Origin of the sequence: Streptosporangium sp. NPDC000509 (assembly GCF_042898365.1) — a bacterium.
GTDB lineage: Bacteria > Actinomycetota > Actinomycetes > Streptosporangiales > Streptosporangiaceae > Streptosporangium.
This window is the reverse complement of sequence record NZ_JBIAYX010000003.1, coordinates 490758-517257: the sequence shown is the minus strand read 5'-3', so window position 1 is coordinate 517257 and position 26500 is coordinate 490758. Positions and strand designations below refer to the sequence as shown.

Below are 26500 nucleotides of genomic sequence, written 5' to 3'. Positions count from 1 at the left end.
GGCGAGTTCCACCGGATCGTGGATCACCACTGCCTGCCTGGCGGGCGGATGAAGCGTCGAGCTGACAGGGGGAGAATGGCGGCGTGTAACGGTATCGACGGCAGGTGAAATCCGGCCTTCACCGCCGCTACTTCACCTTGAAAAGCATCGTGTCCGAGTCCTCGAACTGCTTGACGATGGTGAATCCTTCGTCGGTGTACAGCATGGCCGCATGGTTCGCCCGCTCGACGCTGAGAGATACCCGGCTGATTCCACGCTTGCCTGCCACCCGGATGAGCTCGCGCAGTAGAGCCCGCCCGATCCCGCGACCGCGCCACTCCGCGAGCACACCGATTGTCAGCTCGGGAACGTCGTCCGCCACATAGCCGTAGCCCGGGTCCTCGGCGGTGAATTGTCGCAACCAGGCCGCGCCAAGCGGTTGTTTGTCCGCACCGACCGCGATCACACCAAGGTCATCGGGTCGTGGCCAGCCGACCACATAATGTGCGAGTTCGGGATCGGAGAGGATCCGCTCCCGAGAGAGGTTTCTTTCCGGGAGCCAGTTGACCGCCTCCACCAACATGTTTTCGAGAAAGTCCAGATCATCGGCTTCGGTGAATCGGAAAGCGCACGGGATGGTCATGGGAATCACCGTATAGTGGATCAAGGGGAAGGCTTCCCTGACGAACAGGGCCGGCGCCCTCCCGGCCGAGCCAAGGCACCCTCATCAGGGACGAAGTACCGGCTCGTCGATCGCCTCGATTACTCGATGACGAATGAGACCAACCGAAGCCGGGAGAGCGCGGGGACGATACTTGGGCGATGCTGCGGTCCCAGCGCGGCGGGGTGGTTGGGTGCGGTGCTCGGCTCCGAATCCGCCGTTCGGGACCGTCCCAGGCTGCATGCCCGGATAGCGGGCACGCCGCGGCATAGCCTTGGTAACCCAGGAGAACGGTTCGGCAAGCTGTGTTCATGGGATGATCTCTTCCAGATGACGGAGGAGCTGACCTGAATGAGTCTTGCGGTACTTCAGGGATTCGTACTAACACTGGGATTTTTCAACCTCGCGATAGGTGTCTACGCGCTGACGGCCAATCGGCTTCCTCCTTTGCTTCCTGTTTACCGGCGTGATCGTTACGAGCCTCGTCGCTACGGGTGGGGGGTGTTGCTGAGGGCGGCCTTCGTATTTCTCCTGGTGTTGGGCCAGAAGGTGATGGGCTGGTCGCCTGATCTAGGCGCGATGTTTGTGATTCCCATGATGGGGTGCCTTATCGCAGCATGGTGGTTACTGATTCCGAAGAACCCTTCTCCGGAGACTGGTAAGACCTCACGGAGCTGTTAGTCGGGTAGCCCGGAGTGATGTGTCGTAAGGGCTCTGCGGGCTGTGATGCATCGCTTGTGGAATTCCTCGGCCAGAGCTTCGCGGCGATGGTGCCGTCGGATGACGCGGTCGAGGTCCGAGGGCCGCTTGACAAGGTCGGTGAGGGAGCGGCGGTCGATGTCGAACGCGGCCATGCCCTCGAACGTCCATCGATGACGGGTGAAATCTCGCTTGCCGGGGTCTTTGAGGAAGGAGACACTGCGGCATGCATCCCTACGAGCAGACCGATGAGCTCCGCCGGGCCGTCGACGGGTTGGGCGTCCGCATCTACACGGCGTTGCGCGACGGTGGTCTCGACGCCGACCCCCTCATCGAGCTGGCCTGCCTGATGGAGGATTGGGGTGTGTCCACTCCTGTCACGCGGGAGCTCCTCGAACGTCTCGCTACCGAGTTGACGGCCGCCGACCTTGCCCGGCTGGGTGAGGCCCTTCTCGGCGGGATCGGCTTCATGCCGAGCTTCGCTCTGGAGCCGAGTCTGTTGGTGTCGCTGGAGGAGGCACTGAAGGACGTGGAGCGGGACGTCCGTGCTTCGGGGATCACCGGGACTCTTCGGATGATCGTCCCTGACTGGGACAGTATGGGCATGGCATGGGTGGAGTTCGAGGGCATCTGCCAGGGCAACGGCATCAGTCCCAGGGCTGAGCCGCTCTGGGCCGTGGCCGACGCCACCCAGGAAGTGGTCATGGAGGTGCTCTGGAGGGCGTGGCCCGTCTGTCCGGTGCACAACCGGGGCTTGCGCGCCGAATTGGAAGACGGGATCGCCGTGTGGAGCTGTACAGGCAGCGGGACGCACACCGTTGCACCGGTGGGTGAACTACCGCCCGAACGGCGTTGGAGGTCTGCTTGATCCGCCGATTTCTCTCAGCTTTGAAAGATTTCGGTATACGGCTCCCTGAACTGCTGCGATGCGGGTGAGAGAACGGCCTTCCCGTGTCCGTGACTCCCCGTGATTCTCCCCTGTTCCCCGGTTGTATCGGCACACGATTGGTACGTCACCTACGACTCTTGATCGCTGCCTCGATACGTAGCCCGACTCCGACGGTCGCGAAGATGAGCGTTCCAAGGAGAGCGTTAGTGGTGAGCTCTTCTTCGATGATGAAGCCAAGGATGGGAACTGCTGCACTCAGGGCAAGCATTGCGTTTCCCCACCCGTCCACTGGTTGGGTGCCGTCAGTCGTCTTCCCCTGACGTGCGGCAGGATCTTTTTGTTCACTCATGGGATGAGCATCCCATTGATGCGGCGGACAAAGGGATAGAGCACGTGTACGCACGCCCTCTGATGGGAACGAGGTACCGGATCGTCGGTCGCCCCCAGCCCTTTGCAGGGATTAGCCGCCATCAGCGACCATCCTGTTTTGGACTTCAATCTGCGGCCCTATGGCCAGCCCGTAAACCGTTCACTCAAATTGCATACCATCCCCTATGGATATCCGCCAAAGCTGTGACTACCATCGAGAGGCAAACATCGACCCGAAAGAGATGACTAATGAGCCGTATCAAGAAGTTCGGTGTTTCGGCGGCTGCGGTGGCCGCGATCACCGCCGCGACAACTCTAATGTCACCGACCGCACTCGCCCAGGCGCCGACCTGCAGCACTAGCGCGCAGATCGGCATTGTCGGCGGCACTGGCTGGGCGCTGTGCAGCGGTACCGGAGTGACTCAGACGCAGGTCGTGCTCTTCTGTCAGAACAGTGGCGGTAGCTACACCACGGTTTACGGCCCTTGGGTCGCCAATTCGGTTAAATCAAATGCCAAATGCAGCAGCACCTCGTGGCCGATATCGGTCGGATATCAAATAATCTGAGCCGACCACAAGCTCATTCGGTCGCGGCAGGGCATGCAGGAACAGCTCGAAGAACCAGCCAGGCGACTGAATGAAAGCAAGGCTAAAAGACTCTTCGTCTCAACGATGTGACGGGCGCGGCCAAGGTTCTGGCCGGACTACGCCGGTCGATAGGCGGACGCGACGGGGCGGTGCTCTCCAGCACGGAGGATGCTGGAGAGCATCACCCGGTCAACCGTGGCCGCGGCACTGCGCGTGCTACGCGAACAGGGCTGGATCGACTCCCAGCAGGGCAAGGGGCGCTTCGTACGTAGCCGTCCGGCGGGATGGACCTCGATGGAACAGCCTCGCCCCGGACAGGCGTACCTGGCCGGTCCCGAGAGTGCCTCCGATGGCGAGGTGCTGGAAGCGGCGGTGCCGGCCGTGCCCAACCGGGTCGCCGTCCTGCTGGGTATCACCCCGAAGAGCAAGGCGTTCCTGCGACGTCGCCTGGTCAGCCGGGCCGGTGAACCGAAGGATGTCGGCGATCTCCTCACCGGGGTGGCGGCTGTCGAGAAGGTCGCGGATGCCCTTCCGCGTGAACACCTTCTCCTCCTTGTTGCCTGGATCGCCACACGCCGAACCTCTACACGCCACGGCCGACCCTGCGGTACGGGGTACGCGGGCTGGTACAAATACGGCATGAGCGAACTCGCCGGCTATCCCCCACAGCCGAACGTGCGGCCGACCCGGCGGGCCTACAGCCGAAGGTACCGTGTGTGGGCTCACGTGCTCCTGTGGACGCCGATCGCGATCACGGTGGTCGGTGTCATCCTCGGCCTGGGGTTGTTCGCAGCAGCTGATGCCGACCCGACACACAGTTCGTCCGCGTTCGGCTATTTCGGCATCGTCGTGTGGGGCGGCCTCGCGGTCCTGTCGCCGGTCCTGCTCGGATCGTTCATTGCCGGGCTGGTCATGCTGATCCGCGCGCGCAGCTGAGGTCGCGGCGGGACGCGGCCCGCCTCGACATGCTCCAGGCCGGCCGCCTGGACGATGTCGTGGCCACGCCGGCGGTCACCGTCTCGGCGGAAACACCGAACCGATACTTCACCAGCTCGAAGAGCCGATCGGTGAAGGCGGGCAGGTCATCCTGCCCTGAGCTCCGGCCGTGGCCGGCCGTTGTGACGCAGCCGGAGCCGACGCCGGGGGTGCGAGCGCAGCACCGGGTGGAGGTTCCAGCCCTGCTCCGAGGCGACGCGCAGGGCGTAACCGGCGCCGGCGCCCCGGAAGTAGTGTGCGCCGAGTTCCAGGTCGCGGTGGTACTCGCGACGGTACTAAGAGGTCTGAAGCGCTCCGGGATCAGTGGAGACTCCGGTGTGACTCCAGCTGCCGGTTCGGGCTGGTGCTGAGCGTAGTAGAGGGCCTTGTGTTCAGCGGGTGGGATGTTCCCGATCGCGGTATGCAGGCGCTGGCGGTTGAACCAGTCGACCCACTCGGCCGTGGCCGGTTCGACATCGGCCAGGCCCTTCCAGGGCCCTCGTGGTTTGATCAGCTCGGTCTTGAACAAGCCGATCTGCGACTCCATCAAACGTTGTCCAGGGCATCGCCGACGCTGCCGATCGAGGCGTCGATCCCAGCCTGGAGCAGGTGGGGGGCGAAGAACGCGATGCCGGTCGCACTCCTGTCCGGTCGCGCGGTCGCCCGACTCCAGGGCGTGCTCGAAGACGTCGCGCAGGAACTCCTCGCGGTACACGTCGCCGGCCGCGGCCTGGAACAGTGCCTCGAAGGTCGCCGGGTCCTCGTGAGGCCAAGGCTGACAGCGGTCGCACACTATGACGCACCGGGGGGCTTGTGGCAAGACCCGGGTCGTGCTGCAGAATCTCCGACCGAAGCAAGAACCCGCGGAAATGAGGAGAGTCATGATCTCGACTGAGGAACAATATCGGAAGCGTCGTATTGAGATCGATGGTCTTGAAATGGCATACGTCGAGGAGGGAGAAGGTGATCCGATCGTCTTTCTTCATGGCAACCCGACTTCGTCGTACGTGTGGCGGAATGTAATCCCGTATCTGGCGGACAAAGGGCGCTGCATCGCCCCGGACCTGATCGGGATGGGCGATTCCGCGAAACTTCCGGCCAGCGGGCCGGGCTCATACCGCTTCGTCGAGCATCGCCGCTATCTCGATGCGTTCCTTCAGGCCCTCGGCGTACGTGAGCGGGTGGTCATGGTGCTGCAGGACTGGGGTTCGGCCCTGGGTTTCGATTGGGCGTACCGTCAGCCTTCCGCACTCCGGGGTATCGCCTATATGGAGGCGTTCGTGGCTCCGATCCCCTCGTGGAGCGACTGGCCGGAGCCTGCGGTTGCGCTCTTCCAGGCGATCCGCTCCACTGCGGGTGAAGAGATGGTCCTCGATCAAAACTTCTTCGTCGATGACGTCTTGCCTGCAGAGGTGCTGCGAGGGCTGTCGGAGGCGGAGATGGCCGTCTACCGTCGTCCCTACACGGAACCGGGCGAGTCACGCAGACCGACGCTGACCTGGCCGCGCGAGGTTCCCGTTGCGGGCGAACCACGCGACGTTCACGATGTCGTCACGCGTTATGCGAAATGGCTCGCTAATTCTTCGGTTCCCAAGCTGTTCATCGAGGCGGTTCCAGGAACGATGTTTGAAACACACCGGGCCATCGCCCGGTCGTGGCCGAATCAGGCACACATCACGATCACGGGTGGCCACATGGTTCAAGAAGACGCTCCCGATCAAATCGGGGCGGCCATCGCCTCCTGGCTGCGAGATCTCTCCTGAAAGGGGCGGCGGCGCCCGGGCTCCGGGGCGACCTGGTGCTGGTGGAGGGCGACCCGCTCACGGACATCGCCGCTCCCCGGTAATCGTGGAGATATGGCGGGGCGGAGTCCGCCAGAGCCGGTCCTGAGCCGGGCCTACTGAACCTGATGACACACCGCCGGTGTCCGGGGCTAAGGGGGAACATCAGATCGCGACGCTGGACCGACGTGACTTCACTTTGATCTGACCTCAGCATGTGCCGGCGTTCACGCTTCTACCGAAAGTGCTTGGCTGACCTGGCCTGACAAGTGTGGAGCGGGTGACGGGAATCGAACCTACGCTGGCAGCTTGGGAATCATCTATTGACCTTGCTGCCCTGAGCCGGGAAAAAAGGAGTGCAGGTCAGGGTGGGTCGAGTCCCCGTGATTCCCCGTGAATGACCGTGGTTCCCCGCCTGTTCTGGCACGCATCTGGCACGGGAAACTCGCTCGTCGTCCATCCCTTGACGGCAGTCTGGTTGCGCTGCCGCTGATAGCTGATCTTGTCGGTGGCGGAGTTTATGCTTCCCGTCCATGACCAGAGACGAGGCTCCTGTCGTGCAGATCAAACAGATGGATGTGGGGGTGGATTACAGCCAGGCTTATCTCGTGGATGAGGGGTGTGATACGTCCGGCCGGTTCGACGACGTACCAGGCCACCCTGTGGGAATCATCCGAGTGGAGACAGGCAAGGCCATCTTGATCGTGGGCCCTCAGTCGGGAACGGTGGAGTTCACGGTGGCTGTCGCCGATCGGGATCCGGGTGCCGACCTCGATGGCTACGAAGACATCGTCGAGATCAGCTACGAGTCCCCATCGGGCCGGCTTTCACTGCAGGAGTGGGGAGGAGGGAGGACGCATTCCCTTCCTCCGCTGCCCGCCGGTCCCGGAGCATATCGTTTGCGATACCACATCAGAGGAATGGACGAAGAGAACTGGGTCGACCCAGGTGATCATTACTTTCTGCAGATCTGGCCTGAGCCGCCATGTTATCCTACCGTGCTCAAATCAACGAGTTCATCCTTTCAATGTTGGCTGAACCCTGAATGATCCAGGAAAACTGGCATGGAATAGAGCGACCTGCATTATTGGCTTGGGAAGTCTCTAACGCACTTGGCTCCTGAGCCGGCGAAGCACTGACCTGCGGGGGAGCGGGCCGAGTACCCGTGGTTCCCCCTTGTTCACCCTCCTGACGGGCACGCAACGGGCACGACGTGACCTTCTAATTCGTAGGTCCCCGAACGGTGTTCAGGACCATTCAGAGTCGTTCGTCCTGCTGCTCGTCGGGACTCCGGCCGTTCAGGTCCGTCCGGCTTGGTTCGTGATCGTCTGTTCGGGTGGTTCCCGAGGTGGCTCCCCACCTCACCGTCCGCACACGCGGAATCGGTTCCTAATCATCGGCACCCTTCCATTCGTGATCAAGATGCTTCATGCTGCTGACTTCGTTGGTCCTGGTGGTGAGCGGTTGGGAGTAATGGCGCATGAAGAGGAAGAGCACGGCCTTGTTGCTGATCATGGCATTGGCGGCTGTGCCGACGCTCAGCACCGCCTCCCCGCTGGATTGTCGAGTGCGGCCACTCACAGATGCCGAGTACCTCGCGCTGGATGAGTCGTTCCTTGAATGGCAGGAGGAAGAGCTGCGAGTAGAGGAAGTCCTCCCGACCAGCTCCCCCTTGCTCTGGATGACGGCCGACGGTTACACACCTGATGTGAAGATGGGGAGTGTGGCGCCCTTCGGCGTTGAGATCGCGGAGCCGCCAGGCTGTCCTGAGATCAGCGGTTCACATTGAGCTGGGCAAATTGGTGTTTCTCGCACACTGCGCGCACCGCGCCCGCCGGATCTTCCCGTCTGCCTCGTCCCACCCCGGAGGGGCAACAGCTCGGGCACTTCAAGCCGACTGATGATGTTCGGCACAGTGACGGTGTTGAGATCAAGTGGGGCGTGCATCCGCGTGGCGATGAGCGTGCGCAATGGGTCACCGGTGAGAAGCGTACGGCGCTACTCATGTTGATCAGCGGCCGTTTTCGGGTGGAGCTGCCGGGACGTAGCGTGCTGCTTCTGCCCGCGCGCCGGCCCAACGGTCACGTTCAGCGTGAACGTGTCCCTGCGGACGACCGACGCCGGCGCGGCCTTCGCCTTGACCTTGACGGCGTTCGGGCCGGAGGGCACCTCGAACGACGCCGTACCTTCCGACGCCTTCAGGTGGTCGAAGCCGAGGTACTCGGCCTTGACCGTCCCGGTACCCGCAGGCAGACCCTCCGGCAGCGTGACCGTGGCCGCTAGGTGGGCGAGCTCCGACCACGGGCCGACGCTGAACCGCACCTGACCGCCGGTCTCGAACCCGTCGGCGGCCTCGACGGTGGCGGTGGCCGTGGTCGTCTGGGCCCCGCTCGCGTACGGCTCGACGGCCACCTTGGTGGTGGTCGTGACGTCGCTGTTCGGGATCCCGCGGATGTCGTTCCACTCGCGGAGGGTGGGCGGGCTGCCAGTTGCTGCCATTTGGCGCCAGACTGGCAGTTCGCGGAACGCTTGCTCGTGCAGCGGCGTGATGGACCGCTGGTCTGGGCGCCCATCGCGCCTGCTCGCCTGGAGTCATTGGTTGCCGATGAGTTCCAGCAACGCGGCATGATCGGGAGCTCTGCGGATGTCTGCGACGCCGCTCTGCTGCGACGCGCTATGGGGGATCGTCGCGACCCGGTGATCGGTGTGGATTGTTCCGGTCACCGGGTCTTCATGCGACATCGATCTATGGGGACGGGGCCGACCGGTATGCGACCGGCCCCGGTTCAGTAGCGGGAATGCGCCGTGGCCGGTCGGGTTAGGCGCAGTTGATGGCGGTGTAGGAGGGGTTATAGGTCGAGGTGACCTGTCGGCCATCGATCGTCGCGGTCGCCGTCACGGTCGCACTGCCCGTGGCGATCTGCCCGGCCCTGGTGCTGAAGGACTGGTAGGCCTGCTTGCCTTGGGCGACGTCGGCCACGGCCTTCGAACCGTAGGGGGTGGTCAGCGTCACGTTCACCGGCACGGCGGCGTCGTTGACCGCGGTCACGGCCACGTACGCCGTGGTGCCCACGCAGCGGGCGGTGGCGGTCACGGTCAGCGCGAGCTCCGGAGCGCCCGGCACCGTGAACGACGCCGCAGCTTCCGACGCCTTCAGATAGTCGAAGCCGAGGTACTCGGCCTTGACCGTCCGGGTACCCGCAGGCAGACCCTCCGGCAGCGTGACCGTGGCCGCGCCGTCCTTCAGGTGGGCGAGCTCCGACCACGAGCCGATGCTGAACCGCACCTGACCGCCGGTCTCGAACCCGTCGGCGGCCTCGACGGTGGCGGTGGCCGTGGTCGTCTGGGCCCCGCTCGCGTACGGCTCGACGGCCACCTTGGTGGTGGTCGTGACGTCGCTGTTCGGGATCCCGCGGATGTCGTTCCACTCACGGACGGTGAGCGGGATCACGGTGCCGTGACGCGGACGGACGACGCCCGCGTTGGTCATCGTGAGCGGCTTGGCGTTCCAGGTCGGAGCCTCGATGTTCTCGTGGCACGCGGCCTGGTACCCACCACCGTTGGTGTACCGGTCACCCCAGAGGTAGAACTGGCCGGGGCAGGAGGTGTCACCGGGGTTGGCCTTGAAGATGACCGGTCCCTCGTACCCCTGGTTGGCGACCCACGTCGTGCGCCCCAGAGCCGGAGCGAGCAACGTCCAGTTGTTGATGTTGCTGTCCAGGAAGTCGGTGTGCTTCTCCGAGAAGATGTCCGAACCCTGGTTGCCGGCCTCGTTCTTGGTCACACGGTAGTAGTGGTCACCGACCCGGATCGCGGTCGTGTCGATCCGCGACAGCGGGGCCGGGTCCTGCCAGACCTTGGGAGCGGAGAACGTCTGGAAGTCGCGCGTCGTGGCGTACCACATCTGCGCGTTCCCCTGACCGGTGCGGTTCACGGGGTCGTTCCACAGCGACTGCGCCCAGAACACGGCGTAGGCGCCGATCTCCTCGACCCACAGCGACTCGGGTGCGAAGGCGTTGCCCGCGTTGTCGGGCGCGACCTTCACGTGCCGCTGAGGAGTCCAGTTCACCAGGTCGTGCGATTCGAACACCTCGATGTACTGGGTGTCGTTGATCGCGTATCCGCCCTGGTCGTACCAGTTCAGGTCGGTGGCGATCATGTAGAACGTGTCGCCGTCGGGCGAGCGGACGATGTGCGGGTCACGAAGCCCCTGGTCGCCCAGCTGGGAGACGAGCGACGGCCAGCCCCCGGTCAGACCGGTCCAGTCCAGAGCGGTGTTTCCGTTGGACGTCGCGAACATGATCTGCTCGCCGTCGGCGATCCCCTCGCCCTTGAAGTACCCCATGAAGTACCGCTCGTGCTTCTCGGAACGGGGCTTCGCGGTGATGGTCACCGGGAACGACTTCGTCTTCGAGGCCGAACCCTTGGTGATGGTCGCCGTCAGGGTGGCGGTGACATCCGCACGGCCGAAGGCCGGACGGGTCACCTCACCCGTCGGGGTGACGAGGTCGGTGGTCGACTTCCAGGTGATCGTGGATCCGAACTCGCCGCCGGCCGGAAGGTTGATGTTTCCGCGCACGTCGTCGGTGGCGTACAGGGCCAGGTCGAACGCGTCACGGTCGACCGCCTGCGCGTCGTCGAACTCGGCCTTCACCACAATGGGGATCTCCCGTGTGGTGACCTCTTGGGCGCCCTTGCGGACGGTCGCCGTGAGCGTGGCCGTCGCGTCGGGCTGCCCCTGCGCGGGTCGGGTGATCTTGCCGGTCACCGCGACCTTGCGTGCGCTGGGGACGGCCGGCGGGGTGTAGACCTCGACGACCGACGGGTCCGAACTCGTCCACGTGATGGCCGAGCCCGCCACGGAGCCCACCTTGGGCAGAACGATGTCGCGTACGATCGCACTGGTCAGGCCGAGGTCGATGGCGGCGGCGTCGGCGCTAACGCCATTGGAGACGGTCTTTTTCGCCAGGGCGAGTGTCTCTTCGGGGCTCACTGTCCTGTCGTAGACCCGGAAGTCCCGGAGCGTTCCGCGGAATGAGTAGTGGCCCGACGTCTGTGAGCGAGCGAGGAAGTTACAGTTGGTCCCCGCGGCGTTCACCGACGGCGGCGTGGTCAGGTTCGTTGACGTCGCGTGCTGCACGCCGTCGAGGTAAAGCGTGCCGGTCCAGCTCGTGCCGTTCGCGTTCAGGGACTGGGTGTAGGTGACGTGCGTCCAGGCTCCCTCGGTCATGCGGACCCGGTTCTGCTGGAGGTTCGCCGAGCCCACCGCGACGCGGAACCGCTGGGTGTTCGACGCGAAGATGGAGCCCTGGGCGCCGGTGTCGACGTCGCACGAGCCGGACTTCCTGCCGAAGCCCCACATCTGGTGCTCGCCGACGTTCGCCGGGTCGATCCATACGTCATAGTCGACCGTGAGGTTCGACATGCCGGCGGTGATGTCCTTCGGCAGCGCCACGTACGCACCGTCGAGGGCGCTCGCGTAGGAGTCGGGGTTGAACCTGACTCCGTTGCCGGTCAAGGTCGCCTTCTCCGGATTGACGAGCGTGGCGTTCGCCGCCGAGCCCGCGCTACCCGAGTTGACCAGCGTCGTCCCACTGGTCTCGTCGAGGGCGAAGTGGTGCACCAGCCCCTCGTTGAGCTGCTCGTCGGCAGCGTGGGAGGGTGTCGCTGCCAACGAGACGGAGAGAAGCGCGCCCAGGGCCAGGCCCGCGACACCTCTCCCCTTCCGGATCAGCCGGTGGCGCGACCTTTGCTGTCGCAATCTCACGTGATCCTCCTTACTCCGGTCGCTGCGGACGCGTGGGGCACGGCCCCGTTCGGGGCGGGGGCGACCGCACTCGCGGGAGAGGCGAAGCCCGAATGGATGGTCAGCGCGTCGGCGAGGCCTAGCGTGATCAGGCCTGCTTGAGCGCTCCGACGAGACGAGGGCAGCACAGACAAAGGTTCACCTCGCTGTGAGATGTGGGGGGATGGTGTGAACTGGGGGCGACGGGGCTAAATATCACAAATGTCCGGGTCTCGAATGCAGACACTAACCGCCAGTCCCGGCGAAAGATAGCCTCAATTGCACCCAAACCTTTGCGTGAACCGACGAAAGTCATGCGAGTTCTGGATGAACGTCTCGTCCTTGTCAGCACTCCGCAAGCATCAAAGCGACCATAGGGACGGGAATTACCAGGTCACGTGTGGTTTTTACCGCCGGTGCCGGCCGCCTGCTGCTCGCCGCATCACCCGCCCAGGCCGACCCGGACGGGCGGAGCGGCGTCGGACGACCACGGCAAGCAGGGGCCGCCAGCACATCGAGGAATGCGACCTCCACCGCGACGACGTGCCGTTTCACGTCAAGTACGCCCGCACGTGGTTCGATAGCGGCTCTGTTACTTGACTGCCGGCGCCCGGTCGGGGTGCTGAGCGTGGTAGATGGCTTCGTCCTCGCTGAAGGAAATGTTTCGATCGCGCTATGAAGCCGCTGGTTGTTGAACCAGTCGACCCATTCGGACGACCCCCGCGAAGGCCATCACCTGCCGGCCGCTCGCTCGGGCGCCGCCGTCCACGGACGGAGCTTGTCGGGATTGCGTACCCCCAGATGCGCTTGATCTGGTCGCCCTCGACGTGCTCAGCACCGGCTCTTACCGTCTGCGATACCAGCGGAACGGCGAGATGCGTACGCATCCCGAGACCTTCGCCACGCGAGGTGCGGCGGATGGTGCGCTGTGGAAGTTGGGCATGGACGGCCGGGCCGACTGCACGCAGGATCGACGGTTCCGCGCCCTGGTGCTCCTCGCCATCTTCGCCAGCCTGCGATGGGGAGAGGTGAGCGCACTTCGTCGTACGGATGTCGATCTCGACGCCGGGACGGTTCGCATCCGGGCGGCCTTCATCGAGCGTTCGACGGGCGGGCTCGTTCTGGGTCCTCCCAAGTCCAAGGCCGGCCGTCGCACTGTGGGCATCCCTAAGGCGATCGTTCCGGCGCTGCGCGATCATCTGAAGATCTACGTCAAGGACGGACCCGACGCGCTGATGTTCCCGGGAGCGAAGGGCGGCCCGCTGCGCCGTAGCGGTTTCAACACCCGTACCCGTTGGGTTGATGTGGTCAAGGAGATGGGGCTGCCTGGCCTGCACTTCCACGACCTTCGCCACACGGGCAACATGCTCGCCGCGGAGTCCGGCGCGGGGCTCAAGGATCTGATGGCCCGGATGGGGCACGACAACGTCCGAGCGGCCATGATCTACCAGCACGCCGTACGCGGGGCCGACAAGGCGATCACGGACGCGATCGACAGGCGGCTCGGAGAGCGAGAGGACGAGGAGGGGGACGGTATGGCCGGGGCAATGGTCCCTGCGGGCTGATCACGAGCTAATGGCCCGTGGATGGCCCGAGAAGATCGGAACCACCTACGAAACAATCAAGGCCCGGGTCGAGCACTAACCTCTGACCTGGGCCTTCGAGCGTGGAGCGGGTGACGGGAATCGAACCCGCGCTGTCAGCTTGGGAATCATCTACTGACCTTGTCGCCCTGAGCTGGGAAAACAGGGGTGCAGGTCAGGGCGGGGCGAGTTCCCGTGGTTCCCCGTGAGTGACCGTGGTTCCCCGCCTGTTCTGGCATGGATCTGGCACGTGATCAACGTTGCGTGGGAAGCCGGACGACTGCCCTTGGGGCGGAGTGTGCTGGGGAGCGTCCCGGTGCGGACCTTTCCCGACAGGAAGAACAGGAGCGTTTCCAGGACGTGATACTTGCCGTCGCTATAACGTCCGTGTTATGAATTGGGGAGAGGTGGAGCTGGAGTCAGAGGTCGATGAGTGGTTCGACACGCTTGATCAGGAGGGGCAGGAGACGACGGCGTTCTATGTCGACCTGCTGGCCAAGCGTGGTGTCCTGCTGGATGACCCTTACACTCGTCAGCTCCGCGGCAAGTTACGTGAGCTGCGTTTCCACCTCGACCGGGAGGCGGTACGGATCACCTACTGGATCGCACCGGGTCGGCGGATCATCATGCTGACGGTGTTCCGCAAGCAGCGGATGCGCGAGTCCGCTGAGATCGAGCGGGCGTGGCGGGCCATGCAGCGGTGTATCGCCGAGGCTCACACGGCGGATGAGGAGTGAGCGGTATGGGTGAGCGTAAGAGCTGGGGTGCCAAGCGGGCCGAGGTCATGAGCCGTCCGGGGGCCGGAGCGGCGTATGAGGCCGCCAGGATCCGGTTTGAGCTAGGGGAGGCGGTACGGCTGCGCCGTGAGCAGCTCGGTCTGACCCAGAGTGAGCTGGCCGAGCGCGCTGGGTTGAAGCAGCCTGCGGTGGCGCGGTTCGAGACAGGCGGGACGATGCCGACGATTCCGATGCTGGAGCGGCTTGCGGAGGCATTGGAGCTGCGGCTCAGTGTCCAGTTCCAGCCGTTGCGTGAGGCGAGCTGATCCGTTGAAGAGGCGTCGAAGCCCTCGGGCACGCAAGGGGCACGGGGGCATGCGCCAGAGTGATCGGTGAAGTCTCCACCTACCATGGCGATGGCTTAACCAAGACGGCGAACCACCACACAGGCGGATCCCCTTGACCTCTTTCCGTAAGACGCAGTAGAGGACGCAGACCGCCGACATCGCCCGAGCGATCGCCGCCAAGAAGCGGTGTGAGGCTAACCACCACGCACGTGTTCAAAAGGAGCGCATGATGGGGCACAGCCTTTGGGAGACCTGCAAGGCGAAGCGTCTGCGCGAGATGGAGGCGGATGCGCAGCCCCACTCCGAGTACGAGCAGGCGGGCCGTGACCTGGAGCTTGGAGATCAGTTGCGTGAGATCCGTAAGCGCCGGGGCTTGTCGCAGAAGGTCGTAGCGGAGCGCTCCGGGATGTCCCAGCCCGCCTTGTCTCGCATCGAGGGGGGTGGTGGCATTCCGGATATAGCGACACTGCTGCGCCTTGGTGCGGCAATGGGGGTTCGGTTCCGTGTCGAGCTCGTCGTCGACGACACCACTGAAATCGAGCCGTTAACGGTGCATCACCGACAGCTTGCGAGCGCATAGCTCGAAGTCGGCACTGCGGGCAGTTATCCCGATGTCATGAGCCGGGCGGCTGGCCGGTCCTGGGTGACCGTGGCTGCCTCCTCGTCGCCCGTCTTATTGGCACGCTAATGACAGGGTGGGCAGAAGCCTCGGTGTTGGTCATGCATGCTGACGGATCCTAGCGAGTCGCCGGACTCTACAGCAGGTCATCGAGAATCAGCGGGCCGTGCGCTTGCGCTGGCATGCCATGTCTTGAGGAACGCATCGACGATACGCTCCGCCCGGTCGCGCTTGTCTCCGGGATTCCGCATGGCGATATCCGCGAGCGCGTCCGCTGCCTCGTTCAGCGAATGCCCCGCATGCGCTTTCACGTGCTCAATGCGGAGACTTGGCAACTTCGCGACCTGGGCTGCGAGCCCTACCAGCGTCGGCAGGGCGCCGCTCGTACGAGGCCGGAGGCTGTACCCATTAGGCATACGCTCGACGTTGCCCCCTTGCCAGGCGCGCAAATAACTGATGGCCCCCAAGCTGTCCAGGAGAAGTGAGGCTTTGCCCGCGCGATCGCCGAGAGCTCTAATCGCCATGGCAGCGGCGCGCAACTCTGCCACCAAGACCTTCGATTGGCCGCTCGGGTCGAGCAATCGCAGGCCAGTGTCAGGGAACCACTGCTTCATCCCGTAATGGCCGTTACTGACGATGAACCCCAAACCGCCGTACCGGCCTTTGTAAGCCGCATCCGATGCGGCGACCAGCGGTCCGTGTCCCTTGTATCCAGGAACGATGCTGACACGCGGTTTCACATCGCCGAGTGGCGGGCCGACATGTGCATGCCCGGAGGCTTCCTCCGCCGAAGCCAGCATCCGCCCCGCCGAGACCTGGTCGCCGACGAACGCGGCGTCAAACGCAAACCACACCGACTCCCGCACACTCCGGCAGCCGGCACAATTCGAGGCGGTCAGCGCGTAGGCGCGCAGATCTTCCGCGCGTTGGGCCAAGTCACCATCGAGCAGAGTCAACGAAGCGTCGAACTCAGCGGTTGACCGATTGATCATTGCTCGCCCCTTCGGCAGGCCATACTTCCGTTCGCCAGCCTCCGCGGCTGGTGACCAGTTCGCACCTATATGTGTGAGCGTAGGTGGTTGCGCACATGTATGTTCGCGAAAATGGGGGATGCATGCGACTGAAATGCAAAAGGGTGAGCACTTCCAGTTGAAGAGTCGCCACAGGATGCTCCGCATCTGGTTCAGGTCCTTCGGCATGGGTTCCATTAACCGAGCCAGAATGACGCAAATGTGTCGAATGAGGGAAAGATGCCCTATGGACTGAAAAGAGGGGAATTTTTCGCGCTCCCATCACCTCTTCTAAGAGAACAGCACCCAAGTTGGCTTGATCTGTGCAGGCGCCCGAATATAGGCGACACTGCCTCCGGGCCGTGTTGATGTCTGGCCAGTGACTACGTCACTGCTGCTCGCCGAGTCGCTAGGAGCAGATCCGGCAGTAGTCTCCGCAGGTGTGACCTGCAGGAGGGGGGCAGAGCTAGTCGGGCGGCCAGCCATGCGAAGCCGTAACGGAAAATGGACGCAACGAGCGAAGCGAGCTGCAGTCCAAGCGAAGCGAGGCCCTGCCAGAGAGCACGAGGGGCGGAGCGCCCTCGCGAGGGGCGAAACGACCCAGAGCGAAAGCGATGACGGGGACGCGACAGCGGACCGGGGGAGGTGAGGGGGCGAAGCCCTTTCACGGCGGGGGTATTGGGTCGCCCCCAGAAAGCAAAAAACCCCGTGAAGGCGCCAAAGCGCCGAGCAGGGCTCGCCCAAGGAGCGGGTGACGGGAATCGAACCCGCGCTGTCAGCTTGGGAAGTCTCTACCGTGTCTGGCCGCTGAGCTGGGAAGACGCTGACCTGCGGGGGAGCGGGGCGAACGACCGTGATTTCCCGTGAGTCCCCCTTGATCACCCTCCTGACGGGCACGCAACGGGCATGCGGGGAGCACGGGAACCTCTGGGCCTTCGTCGCCCTGATGCTCGATGGGCCGGGGTTGAGGAACGAAACCCCGGACCGTCGATCGCCCCCAGCCCTGTATGAAGATCAGCCACCGCCAGGCGATCGTGAGGGTGGTACCTGCCCTTTTCGTTGGCTGCCCAGCTGGGACGCCTCCGGCTTCCGCCCTTGCCTCTTACACTTCCGGCATGGATCTGCGGCAGCTCACAGACAAGGTCGAAGCGGTATCGAGCGCCTATGCCCGCAAGCATGGGATAACCCGGGATGAGACCTGGTTCCTGCTGAAGCTTCAGGAAGAAGTCGGTGAGCTGACGCAGGCGTTCCTCATGCGCTCTGGACAGGCCAGAGATAAGGGATGCTCTCCAGATGAGCTGGAATTGGGCTTCCGAGCCGAGCTGGCGGATGTTTTGTCTCAGGTCCTGCTGATGGCACGACATCACGGAGTCGATCTGGAGGCGGAAGTCGAGCGGAAGTGGATGCCGTGGCACCCTGATCGGCTTTCTACGCGGGATGAGAGCGGGACGGCTGGCGCTGATCTGAACGGCGCCGTAGACCCCGTGTAGCGCTTGGGGCTGCTGGCCGGAACGACTATGAGCGGCGGTGCGCCGTTGAAGTCGGCGCGTGGGTTGGGTACGGCGGGTGCGTGGTGCGGCTACGGCCCGGGGCGCCGCTGGCCGGGATCGGCCCCCAGGCCGCACGCCCGGGCGGCGTGCGGCAGAGGGCCGGGTACGGCGGCGCGGCGCGCCGCCGCTTGACCTGGACGCCCGGACGGTCCGGGTCGTGGCCTCCACCACCGAACTCAAGGACGGATCGGTGACCGTCGGCCTGCCCAAGTCCGTGGCCGGTACGCGGACGGTCGCTCTTCCCGAGGTGGTGGTCTCGGAGCTTCGCGCGCACCTCGCCACGTACACCGAGGAGCATGACGAGGCGTTCGTCTTCCTCGGTGCGAAGGGCGCGATGCTGCGGCGGCCGGCCTTCAGCCGGATCTGGGCCAGGGCTCTGAAGGAGGCGAACCTTTCCGGCGTCCACTTCCACGACCTTCGCCATACGGGCAACACGTTCGCCTCGCAGTCGGGTGCGACGTTGCGGGAGCTGATGAACCGGATGGGGCACTCGACCACGCGGGCCGCGCTGATCTATCTGCACACCGAGAACGGGCGGGATCAGATGATCGCGGACGGCATGGGGAAGCTCGCCGAAGCGGCTCTCAAGAAAGAGGATCCACCGGCATCGGGCACGTAACGGGCACGGAAGATCGAAGAGGCTCCGAAAACAACTAAGGCCCCGGTTCGGATTCGCATCCTGACCTGGGCCTTCGAGCGTGGAGCGGGTGACGGGAATCGAACCCGCGCTGTCAGCTTGGGAAGCTGATGTTCTGCCATTGAACTACACCCGCGTGCGGCGTACCGCGCGTCACCACTCTAGCGGAAAGTTGGGCGGCTCTCGCCCCTGAAGGGGAGCAAGATTCGCAGGACGGGCTTCACGGCTCCGGCGTCGGCGGGTTCCGAGTTGGTAGGTTCCAACACGTGCTGCTTTCCGATCGTGACATCACCGCTGAGATCAAGGCCGGGAGGGTGAGGATCGATCCCTTCCAGCCTGAGATGATTCAGCCCTCCAGCGTCGACGTGCGCCTGGACCGCTACTTCCGGGTCTTCGAGAACCATCGATACCCGCACATCGATCCGGCGGTCGAGCAGCCCGATCTGACGCGGATGGTCGAGCCGGACAAGGACGAGCCGTTCATTCTGCATCCGGGGGAGTTCGTGCTGGCGAGCACGTACGAGGTCGTCACGCTGCCGGACGACATCGCCTCGCGGCTGGAGGGCAAGAGCTCGCTGGGCAGGCTCGGGCTGCTGACGCACTCGACGGCCGGGTTCATCGACCCGGGGTTCAGCGGGCACGTCACGCTGGAACTCTCCAATGTCGCGACACTGCCGATCAAGCTCTGGCCCGGTATGAAGATCGGTCAGCTCTGCATGTTCAGGCTCAGCTCTCCGGCCGAGTATCCCTACGGGTCGGAGAAGTACGGATCCCGCTACCAGGGTCAGCGGGGCCCGACCCCGAGCCGTTCCTACCTCAACTTCCACCGGACACCGATCTGAGGCCTCGGGGCGGACTCCCGACAAAGATGAACTAACAGTGAATTCAAAATGAACTTTCCTGTCGGTCCGGGCTGCCCTGACGGGGTGAACCTGTCGGGAGGTGGACGGCCCCGGGGCTCGCGACGGCGAGAGGCCGAAGGGGCGGACACGCGGGCGAGGTTGCCGTGACCAGCGACGACGCGGTTCGGCGGGTGGCCGTGACGGAAATCACTCCGGGGTTTCTCGACGGGGCGACGGCCTCTGGTGATCTCGGTGAACCGCCCGGGAAGTACGTCAGAAGCGGAGGTTTCCGACGTGAACCTGGGGAAGATGCCAGATGGCGTTCAGGGGCGGAGAAGTCCCATACTTGGCCTGTCTTCGTCATACTGTGGCCGAAAACCAGTAAAAACGGTCATCGGAAAGATGCCCTCAAGGCTGCCTCAAGCCGCGTGTCGCTGGGTAGCGACATCGGGAAGAGTGCATGTCTAGCGGGTGAAGTTCGTATTTCCGCTGGTAACCCTTACCCTTCTCTGCGGACCATCCCCGCACATCTGGAGAACGACGTGCGTCTGCGTCTCACACCTAGTGAGGACAGCTACTACGACTTGTTCGCCGACTCGGCGAACAACCTCGTCACAGCGTCCCGCCTGCTGGTAGAGATCATCAGTGACGGATCGGACAGGGAAGCCCTGGCTGAGAAGATGCGCGCATGTGAGCACGCCGGCGACGAGCGTACTCACGCGATCATGAATCGACTCAACGAGAGCTTCATCACCCCCTTCGACCGCGAGGACATCTATCGCCTCGCCTCGAACCTCGACGACGTCATGGACTACATGGAGGCGGCCGCCGACCTCATCGTCCTGTACCAGATCGACCACCTCCCCAAGGAGGTCGTCCGACAGGTCGAGGTGCTGGAGCGCGCCGCGGAGCTCACCGCCGAGGCGATGCCGCGGCTGCGTTCGATGAAGAACCTCAACGAGTACTGGATCGAGATCAACCGGCTGGAGAACCAGGCCGACCAGGTCTACCGCCGTCTTCTCGCCAAGCTCTTCGGCGGGGAGTACGACGCGTTGACCGTCCTCAAGATGAAGGAGGTCATCGATCAGCTCGAGATGGCCGCCGACGCCTTCGAGCACGTGGCCAACACGATCGAGTCGATCGCGGTCAAGGAAAGCTAAGTGGATCTCACGCTCGCACTCGTCATCAGCGTGGTGGTCGTGGCGTTGGTGTTCGACTACACCAACGGCTTTCACGACGCCGCGAACGCGATCGCGACCTCCGTCTCGACGCGGGCGCTGACGCCGAGGGCCGCGCTGTTCATGGCCGCGGCGATGAACTTCCTGGGTGCGCATCTCGGTACGCAGGTGGCCGCGACCGTCGGCAAGGGCATCATCGACGCCCCGCAGGGGAGCCACGGTCTCGTCATCGTCGGTTCCGGTCTGATCGGCGCGATCACCTGGAACATGGTCACGTGGTACTTCGGCCTTCCCTCCTCGAGCAGTCACGCGCTGATCGGCGGCCTCGTCGGTGCCGCGCTCGCCTCGGCGAGCGTCGTCCACTGGGACGGGGTGGTGGAGAAGGTCGTCATCCCGATGATCCTGTCGCCGCTGGTCGGCTTCAGCCTCGCCGGGCTGATCATGATCGGGATTCTGTGGGGGTTCCGGCGTGCCCAGCCCACGAAGGCGAACCGGGGCTTCCGGCACGCGCAGACCGTGTCCGCGGCGGCGATGGCGCTGGGCCACGGTCTCCAGGACGCACAGAAGACCATGGGGGTCATCTTCCTCGCCCTCGTGGTCGGCGGCTACCAGAACGACGGTGACCCGATCCCCCAGTGGGTCATCCTCGCCGCCGCCACGGCCATCTCGCTCGGCACGTACGCGGGTGGCTGGCGGATCATGCGGACGCTGGGGCGCCGGATCATCGCGCTCGACCCGCCGCAGGGGTTCGCCGCGGAGGCGGCCGCCGCGACCGTGCTCTACACGGCGGCCATCGGCTTCGGCGCCCCGATCTCGACCACCCACACGATCACCAGCGCGATCATGGGCGTCGGCGCCACCAAGCGCCTGTCGGCCGTGCGCTGGGGCGTCGCCGGCAACATCGTGACCGCCTGGGTCCTCACGATCCCGGCCGCCGCGTTCGTCGCCGCGCTGTCCTACTTCGTGCTCCACTGGATGATCGAGTAGTCCTCGGGCGACCGCGCCGGACCGGGGTGCCCCCGGTCCGGCGCGTCCTGCCTCCGAGGGCACCCCTCGGCCACAGGGCCTCCGGGGTCACCCTCAGGTACCCGGGGGATGTCTCCGTCCCCCGGGTGTCACGCGAGGGATGTCCCTACTTCCGGTACATCACGTCGACGTCCCAGCGGGTGAAGCCCAGCCCCTCGTACAGGCGGATCGCCGCGGGGTTGCTCTCGTCCACGTACAGCATCACCTGGCTCAGGCCCCGCGACCGCAGGTAGGTCAGGCCCGCGAGGGTGAGCGATCTGCCCAGGCCGCCTCCCCGCTCCGCGGGGTCGACGCCGACGACGTACACCTCGCCGAGCGGGTCGTGCGCGTGGTCGCCGTCGCCGTGGACCTTGGTCCAGTGAAAGCCCACCAGCCGGTCGCCGTCGCCGGTCGGACGTACGGCGAGGAAGAATCCGGCCGGGTCGAACCAGGGTTCCCGCTCGCGCCGCTCCAGATCCTCGATCGTCCACGCCCCCTGCTCGGGGTGCTGGGCGAACGCCCTGGCGTTGAGCGCCACCCACGCCTCCCGGTCGGAGGTGCCGGGCTCGAACGTGCGCAGCCGCACCCCCTCGGGAAACTCGAAGCCGGGGATGTCGGAGGACAGGGAGCGGCGCATCCGCCACAGGGACCTGACCCTGTCGAAACCCGCCGACCGGGCGAGGGCCTCGGCGGCCGGATGCCCGCCGTGCGCCCACAGGCGCAGGTGCCCGCCGGTGTGGTCGAGCACGGACTCCAGCAGCCGGCGCCCGTATCCCCTCCCACGGAACGCCGGGTGGACGACCAGCTCCCCGCTGGGTCCCTCCACGGGGTCGGTCGGGTCGACGTGGGCGTAGCCCGCGAGGTCGTCCCCGACGTACAGCAGCACGGCTCCGGCCCGCTCGTCGCCGCCGTAGCGCAGGTGCAGCATGACATGTTCGTTGAGCGGTCTGACCTTGTCGGCCTCGGTGGCCGCCTCCACCACCGAGAGAACGCCGGACACTTCCTGGTCGCCGAGCGCTCCCCGGTACTCCACACGCACGTTCATGCTGTGGACTCTAAGCGGGCAGGTCCTTCCCGAGCTCACCGGGGACTGGCAAAAGGCGCCATGCGCTCGCCGGGTGAATCGTTACCTCTAGGCCATTCCTTGCACAGATAGTCCCTTTAGTGTCGTGGTCCATGACGTCTCGTTCCTTCCAGCGGTTGGTCATGGCGGGTGTGCTCGCCGGGACCAGTCTCGTGCTCGCGATTGGACCGGCAGAGGCGGGCAACAAGCCCGCCAAGCCCGCCAAGACGGTGCCGGTCCGCCTGCTCTCCCTCAACGACTTCCACGGCAACCTTGAGCCACCGACCGGTTCATCCGGCCGCATGGTCGACGAGACCGGTGCGACGGTCGACGCGGGTGGTGCCGCGTACGTCGCCACCCACCTCAAGCAGCTCTCCGACAAGAACACGCTGAAGGTAGCCCAGGGCGACCTGATCGGCGCCACCCCCCTGATCTCCGCGGCGTATCACGACGAGCCTTCCGTGGAGTTCCTCGGCAAGGTCGGCGTCACCGCCTCCGCGGTGGGCAACCACGAGTTCGACGAGGGGTACGCCGAGCTCAAGCGCATCATGAACGGCGGCTGCCACCCGGTGGACGGCTGTTCGCCCGCCGGTAGGTGGAAGGGCGCGAAGTACAGCTACATCGGTGCGAACGTCATCTTCAAGCGGCCGGAGAAGGGCGCGGAGAAGCAGGCGCTGGAGGCGCTCGGCGGGACGAACAGCGCCTCGCTGCGCAACCTCCTCAAGGAGTACGGCATCCCCGCGCTGCCCCCGGTCGCGATCCGCTGGATGAACGGCGTGCCGATCGGCTTCATCGGTCTCGTCACCAAGACCACCCCGGACATCGTCACCTCCGAGGGCATCAAGGATCTTGAGTTCATCGACGAGGTGAAGGCCGCGAACGTCGCGTCCAAGCTTCTCCAGATCGTCGGCATCAAGGCCCAGGTCGTGCTCGTGCACGAGGGCGACCAGGTCACCGCGGGCCAGTCGCCCGACGCGTGCAGCGCCCAGCCCGGCGCGGGCAACCGGATCGCCACGCAGGTCGACGCCGAGATCGACATGATCCTCAGCGGTCACTCCCACCAGGCGTACCTGTGCAATGTGACCGACCCCAAGGGCGGCACCCGTCTCTACAGCCAGGGCGGCTCCTTCGGCCGGGTCATCACCAAGGTCGACTTCCAGGTGGACGTCAAGACCCGCGACGTCGTGCGCTCCACGGTCGTGGCCGACAACCAGGTCGTGACCAGGACGGTCACCCCCGACCCGGAGATCGCCACGTTCGTCCAGACGTGGAAGGACCGCGTCGCGACGGTGGCGAACAGGCCGATCGGCAGGATCACCGCGGACATCACCAACACCGCCGTGGCGTCGGGGGAGTCCTCCCTCGGCAACCTCATCGCGGACGCCCAGCTCGTCTCGACCAGGACCGGCGGCAACGCCGAGATCGCGCTGATGAACCCGGGCGGCGTGCGGGCCAGCCTCAACTACGCGGGCTCGCCCGCGGGTGAGGGGGACGGCGTGGTGACGTACGGCGAGGCGTTCACCGTCCAGCCGTTCAACAACCTCATGCAGGTGGTCACGCTCACCGGCGCGCAGCTCAAGACCGTTCTGGAGCAGCAGTTCGTCGGCGGTCCCAACGCCCAGGCCTTCACCAAGATCCTGCAGCCGTCGTCGAACTTCACCTACACCTACAGCACGAGCGCGCCGTGGGGTTCGAAGGTCTCCGACATGAAGATCGACGGTGTCGCGGTGACGGACACCCAGACGATCAGGGTCGCGGCCAACAACTTCCTCGTCGGCGGCGGTGACGCGTTCCTCGCCTTCAGGGACGGCACCGACCTGTGGAGCGGCCCGCTGGACATCGACGCCTTCGCCGCCTACTTCGCGGCGAACCCGTCGATCACGCCCCCGGTGCCCAACCACATCACGGTCGTTCCCTGACGCGGGTGCGAACCGTAACGCGGGCGAAAGGCGCGCCGCGCCGCGGAGGTCGCGGTATGTCGTGACGCGTGACGCATCCGCGAAGGTGTGACACGCGAGAGAGGCCCACCGGACGCGTCCGGTGGGCCTCTCGTTCGAGGTGCACGACTCGTTCGGGGCTACCCGCGACGTCCCGTGTACCCGACTCGTTCGGGGTGCCCGACGGCCTCCGCGTGCCCGGTCCGTTCGAGGCGCCCGACCGTGCCCCGCCTCATGTCACGCCGCCTCGGCGGTGTCGCCGTACACCTGCCTCCGCAGGAGCGGTATCCGCGCTCGTGCGTCAGGCCGACGTACGTCAGGGGATGTACGGGGGACCTCCTCCTCGCGGGGGTCGGCGAGGCGGATGCGGTGACCTACCGTGTCAGGGTGAGGATCAGGAGGGCCGACGCGCTGGCGGCGGCCGGGGTGCTGGCCGGGATCGTCGGGGGCACCTATGGTGGTTTGTCCAGTTCGGGGTCCCCCGAGCGCCCGCTGGACACGTTCGGCCTGGCGTTGATCACGGTGGCGTCGCTGGCGCTCGCGTTCCGGCGGAGCGCGCCGACGCAGGCGGGAGCGATCACGGTGGCCTGCGTCGTGGCCTACTACGCCGGGCGGTATCCGGGGATCTTCGCCGCGGCGCCCGCCCTGATGTCGATCTACACGGCGGCGTCGCTCGGACGGCGTCGCCTCGCGATCTGGCTCGCCGTCGCGATGGGCGTGGGGGTCTACGGCCTCATCGCGCTGTCCGACGTCGACCCCGCCCCCGACGGCGGTTTCACCCTGCTCAGCGGCTGGCTGGTCGCGACGGTCATCCTGGGCGAGACGACCAGGAGCCGCCGCGCGTACCTCGACGAGGTCGAGAGACGGGCGGTCGAGGCCGAGCGCACCCGCGAGGAGGCGGCGCTGCGCCGGGCCGACGAGGAGCGGCTGTGGATCGCCCAGGAACTGCACGACACCCTCACCCACAACATCTCGGTCATCAACGTCCAGGCGTCCGTCGCGATGCACCTGCTCGACCGGGACCCCGGGCTGTCCCGTGAGGCACTGGCCGTGATCAAGGAGTCGGGACGCGAGGCGATGCGGGAACTGCGCGCCTCGCTGGGCGTGCTGAGGCAGTCCGATCCCGACGGCCCGGAGGCGGGGCTGGACCGGCTGCCCCGGCTGGTCGCGAGGGCGGAGGCGGTGGGGCTGCCGGTGAAGGTCCTCGTCGTCGGAGAGCGCGGGGAACTCGCCCAGGACGTCGACCGGGCGGCCTACCGCATCGCGCAGGAGGCGTTCACCAACGTGCTCCGTCACGCCGGGCCCGCGTCGATCACGCTGACGACCGAGTACCGGCCTGAGACGATCGTGTTGCGCGTCGAGGACGACGGGGAGTCGTCCGCCGAGGTCACGAGGTACGGAATGGGACTGATCGGGATGCGTGAGCGCGCGGTCGCCGCGGGAGGATCGCTCACCGCGGGACCGCGCCCGCAGGGCGGGTTCGCCGTACGGGCCGAGCTGCCCCTGGCGGGGCGGCCGTGATCAGGGTGCTGCTCGCCGACGACCAGGCGTTGATCCGCGCGGGCTTCCGCGCCCTGCTCGACCTGGCCGGCGACATCACCGTCGTCGGTGAGGCGGGCAACGGCGTCGAGGCCGTCGAGATGTCCCGCGCGCTGCGGCCCGACGTGGCGCTGCTGGACGTGAGGATGCCGCTGCTCGACGGGATCCAGGCCACCAGGAGGATCGGCGCCGACCCCGAGCTCGACGCGGTGCGTGTGGTGATCCTGACCAACTACGCCCTCGACGAGTACGTCTTCGCCGCGCTGCGCGCCGGGGCCGGGGGATTCCTGCTCAAGGACATCGAACCGGCCGAACTGCTGAGGTCGGTGCGGGTGGCCGCCGCCGGTGACGCGCTGCTCTCACCCTCGGTGACCCGGCGGCTGATCGAGGAGTACGTGTCCACCCCGCCCAGGCCCGTGGCGGGACCGGACCTGGAACGCCTCACCGGCCGTGAGCTGGAGATCCTCGCCCTTGTCGCCACCGGCATGTCCAACGCGGAGATGGCCGATCACCTGGCCATCAGCCACGCCACCGTGAAGACACACGTCAGCCGGTCGATGACCAAGCTCGGGGCGCGTGACCGCGCGCAACTCGTCGTCCTCGCCTACGAGTCCGGACTCGTCACACCGGGCAAGGCCGGGGCAGCCGGGCGCGGGGACACCTGAATCCCGCCCTCGCGAGAGCCGTCGCGGGGGCGGGAACGTGCCGGCGCCGTTCCCGGTGACTCCTGGAAGTCCTGGGAGCTCCA

The 26500-nt window shown here is 65.6% G+C and carries 25 protein-coding genes, 1 tRNA gene and 1 pseudogene; 18 read left to right on the top strand and 9 right to left on the bottom strand.

Annotated elements, in window-relative coordinates; translation table 11 throughout:
• Positions 1 to 127: 127 nt before the first annotated feature.
• Complete coding sequence (locus ACFY3D_RS08625; RefSeq protein WP_389976521.1) at positions 128 to 622, bottom strand: GNAT family N-acetyltransferase; 495 nt, start codon at positions 620 to 622, stop codon at positions 128 to 130.
• 943 nt (positions 623 to 1565) lie between these two features.
• Between ACFY3D_RS08625 and ACFY3D_RS08620 the strand changes: the two genes are divergently transcribed.
• A complete protein-coding gene (locus tag ACFY3D_RS08620) occupies positions 1566 to 2207 on the top strand; it encodes a hypothetical protein (RefSeq protein ID WP_389976518.1) in 642 nt (213 codons plus the stop codon).
• Between the two features lie 145 nt (positions 2208 to 2352).
• Here ACFY3D_RS08620 and ACFY3D_RS08615 read toward each other — a convergent pair whose 3' ends face one another.
• Positions 2353 to 2577 (bottom strand): hypothetical protein, encoded by a 225-nt coding sequence (locus tag ACFY3D_RS08615; RefSeq protein WP_389976515.1) that lies wholly within the window; start codon positions 2575 to 2577, stop codon positions 2353 to 2355.
• Between the two features lie 269 nt (positions 2578 to 2846).
• Between ACFY3D_RS08615 and ACFY3D_RS08610 the strand changes: the two genes are divergently transcribed.
• A complete protein-coding gene (locus tag ACFY3D_RS08610) occupies positions 2847 to 3164 on the top strand; it encodes a hypothetical protein (RefSeq protein ID WP_389976513.1) in 318 nt (105 codons plus the stop codon).
• A 189-nt stretch (positions 3165 to 3353) separates the two neighbouring features.
• Positions 3354 to 4121 carry a hypothetical protein gene (locus ACFY3D_RS08605; RefSeq protein ID WP_389976510.1) on the top strand — a complete coding sequence of 256 codons (768 nt, stop codon included), beginning with the start codon at positions 3354 to 3356 and terminating at the stop codon, positions 4119 to 4121.
• 409 nt (positions 4122 to 4530) lie between these two features.
• On the opposite strand, the pseudogene ACFY3D_RS08600 reads toward ACFY3D_RS08605, so the two are convergent.
• Positions 4531 to 4769, bottom strand: a pseudogene (locus tag ACFY3D_RS08600) (integrase core domain-containing protein); the annotation flags it as partial.
• Between the two features lie 272 nt (positions 4770 to 5041).
• On the opposite strand from ACFY3D_RS08600, the gene ACFY3D_RS08595 reads away from it, so the two are divergent.
• The 3 genes from ACFY3D_RS08595 to ACFY3D_RS08585 all read left to right on the top strand — a co-directional run bounded on the left by ACFY3D_RS08595 (position 5042) and on the right by ACFY3D_RS08585 (position 7730).
• Positions 5042 to 5923: a haloalkane dehalogenase gene (locus ACFY3D_RS08595; protein WP_389976507.1), complete on the top strand. Its 882-nt coding sequence runs from the start codon at positions 5042 to 5044 to the stop codon at positions 5921 to 5923.
• Between the two features lie 551 nt (positions 5924 to 6474).
• Positions 6475 to 6990, top strand: a complete 516-nt coding sequence (locus ACFY3D_RS08590) for a hypothetical protein (RefSeq protein ID WP_389976504.1) — start codon at positions 6475 to 6477, stop codon at positions 6988 to 6990.
• A 431-nt stretch (positions 6991 to 7421) separates the two neighbouring features.
• Positions 7422 to 7730: a hypothetical protein gene (locus tag ACFY3D_RS08585; protein ID WP_389976501.1), complete on the top strand. Its 309-nt coding sequence runs from the start codon at positions 7422 to 7424 to the stop codon at positions 7728 to 7730.
• Positions 7731 to 7939: 209 nt separating this feature from the next.
• Here ACFY3D_RS08585 and ACFY3D_RS08580 read toward each other — a convergent pair whose 3' ends face one another.
• From ACFY3D_RS08580 to ACFY3D_RS08570, 3 genes are all read right to left on the bottom strand, one after another.
• On the bottom strand, positions 7940 to 8440 hold the full coding sequence (locus ACFY3D_RS08580; RefSeq protein WP_389976498.1) for a hypothetical protein: 501 nt from the start codon (positions 8438 to 8440) through the stop codon (positions 7940 to 7942).
• Positions 8441 to 8533: 93 nt separating this feature from the next.
• Complete coding sequence (locus ACFY3D_RS08575) at positions 8534 to 8683, bottom strand: hypothetical protein (RefSeq protein WP_362503502.1); 150 nt, start codon at positions 8681 to 8683, stop codon at positions 8534 to 8536.
• Between the two features lie 76 nt (positions 8684 to 8759).
• Entirely contained in the window at positions 8760 to 11708 is a 2949-nt protein-coding gene (locus ACFY3D_RS08570) for an immunoglobulin-like domain-containing protein (protein WP_389976495.1), read from the bottom strand.
• Between the two features lie 893 nt (positions 11709 to 12601).
• Here ACFY3D_RS08570 and ACFY3D_RS08565 point away from each other — a divergent pair.
• The 4 genes from ACFY3D_RS08565 (at position 12602) to ACFY3D_RS08550 (ending at position 14952) form a co-directional block, all read left to right on the top strand.
• Positions 12602 to 13291, top strand: coding sequence for a site-specific integrase (locus ACFY3D_RS08565; protein ID WP_389976492.1), 690 nt, complete (start codon positions 12602 to 12604; stop codon positions 13289 to 13291).
• Positions 13292 to 13701: 410 nt separating this feature from the next.
• Complete coding sequence (locus ACFY3D_RS08560; protein WP_389976489.1) at positions 13702 to 14046, top strand: type II toxin-antitoxin system RelE/ParE family toxin; 345 nt, start codon at positions 13702 to 13704, stop codon at positions 14044 to 14046.
• Between the two features lie 5 nt (positions 14047 to 14051).
• On the top strand, positions 14052 to 14351 hold the full coding sequence (locus ACFY3D_RS08555; protein ID WP_389976487.1) for a helix-turn-helix domain-containing protein: 300 nt from the start codon (positions 14052 to 14054) through the stop codon (positions 14349 to 14351).
• Between the two features lie 247 nt (positions 14352 to 14598).
• The gene (locus ACFY3D_RS08550; protein ID WP_389976484.1) at positions 14599 to 14952 is read left to right on the top strand and encodes a helix-turn-helix domain-containing protein; all 354 of its coding nucleotides are present in this window, start codon (positions 14599 to 14601) and stop codon (positions 14950 to 14952) included.
• A 185-nt stretch (positions 14953 to 15137) separates the two neighbouring features.
• Here ACFY3D_RS08550 and ACFY3D_RS08545 read toward each other — a convergent pair whose 3' ends face one another.
• Positions 15138 to 15983 (bottom strand): ribonuclease HI, encoded by an 846-nt coding sequence (locus ACFY3D_RS08545; RefSeq protein ID WP_389976480.1) that lies wholly within the window; start codon positions 15981 to 15983, stop codon positions 15138 to 15140.
• Positions 15984 to 17116: 1133 nt separating this feature from the next.
• Between ACFY3D_RS08545 and ACFY3D_RS08540 the strand changes: the two genes are divergently transcribed.
• Positions 17117 to 17491 carry a pyrophosphatase gene (locus ACFY3D_RS08540; RefSeq protein ID WP_389976477.1) on the top strand — a complete coding sequence of 125 codons (375 nt, stop codon included), beginning with the start codon at positions 17117 to 17119 and terminating at the stop codon, positions 17489 to 17491.
• Positions 17492 to 17708: 217 nt separating this feature from the next.
• Entirely contained in the window at positions 17709 to 18170 is a 462-nt protein-coding gene (locus tag ACFY3D_RS08535) for a tyrosine-type recombinase/integrase (RefSeq protein WP_389976474.1), read from the top strand.
• Between the two features lie 80 nt (positions 18171 to 18250).
• Here the strand turns inward: ACFY3D_RS08535 and ACFY3D_RS08530 are convergent.
• A tRNA-Gly gene (locus tag ACFY3D_RS08530) sits at positions 18251 to 18324 on the bottom strand.
• A gap of 130 nt (positions 18325 to 18454) precedes the next feature.
• Between ACFY3D_RS08530 and dcd the strand changes: the two genes are divergently transcribed.
• The 3 genes from dcd to ACFY3D_RS08515 all read left to right on the top strand — a co-directional run bounded on the left by dcd (position 18455) and on the right by ACFY3D_RS08515 (position 21195).
• On the top strand, positions 18455 to 19030 hold the full coding sequence (gene dcd / locus ACFY3D_RS08525; protein ID WP_350943058.1) for a dCTP deaminase: 576 nt from the start codon (positions 18455 to 18457) through the stop codon (positions 19028 to 19030).
• Between the two features lie 542 nt (positions 19031 to 19572).
• Positions 19573 to 20190: a DUF47 domain-containing protein gene (locus ACFY3D_RS08520; protein WP_030924556.1), complete on the top strand. Its 618-nt coding sequence runs from the start codon at positions 19573 to 19575 to the stop codon at positions 20188 to 20190.
• Positions 20191 to 21195 (top strand): inorganic phosphate transporter, encoded by a 1005-nt coding sequence (locus tag ACFY3D_RS08515; protein WP_350943060.1) that lies wholly within the window; start codon positions 20191 to 20193, stop codon positions 21193 to 21195. It begins immediately after the preceding gene.
• A 145-nt stretch (positions 21196 to 21340) separates the two neighbouring features.
• Here the strand turns inward: ACFY3D_RS08515 and mshD are convergent, their stop codons facing one another.
• On the bottom strand, positions 21341 to 22258 hold the full coding sequence (gene mshD / locus ACFY3D_RS08510) for a mycothiol synthase (RefSeq protein WP_389976471.1): 918 nt from the start codon (positions 22256 to 22258) through the stop codon (positions 21341 to 21343).
• 131 nt (positions 22259 to 22389) lie between these two features.
• Between mshD and ACFY3D_RS08505 the strand changes: the two genes are divergently transcribed.
• From ACFY3D_RS08505 to ACFY3D_RS08495, 3 genes are all read left to right on the top strand, one after another.
• Positions 22390 to 24195 (top strand): bifunctional metallophosphatase/5'-nucleotidase, encoded by a 1806-nt coding sequence (locus tag ACFY3D_RS08505; protein WP_389976468.1) that lies wholly within the window; start codon positions 22390 to 22392, stop codon positions 24193 to 24195.
• Positions 24196 to 24600: 405 nt separating this feature from the next.
• The gene (locus tag ACFY3D_RS08500) at positions 24601 to 25734 is read left to right on the top strand and encodes a sensor histidine kinase (protein WP_389976465.1); all 1134 of its coding nucleotides are present in this window, start codon (positions 24601 to 24603) and stop codon (positions 25732 to 25734) included.
• On the top strand, positions 25731 to 26417 hold the full coding sequence (locus ACFY3D_RS08495) for a response regulator (RefSeq protein WP_389976462.1): 687 nt from the start codon (positions 25731 to 25733) through the stop codon (positions 26415 to 26417). Before ACFY3D_RS08500 ends, ACFY3D_RS08495 begins: the two co-directional genes overlap by 4 nt.
• Positions 26418 to 26500: the final 83 nt, after the last annotated feature.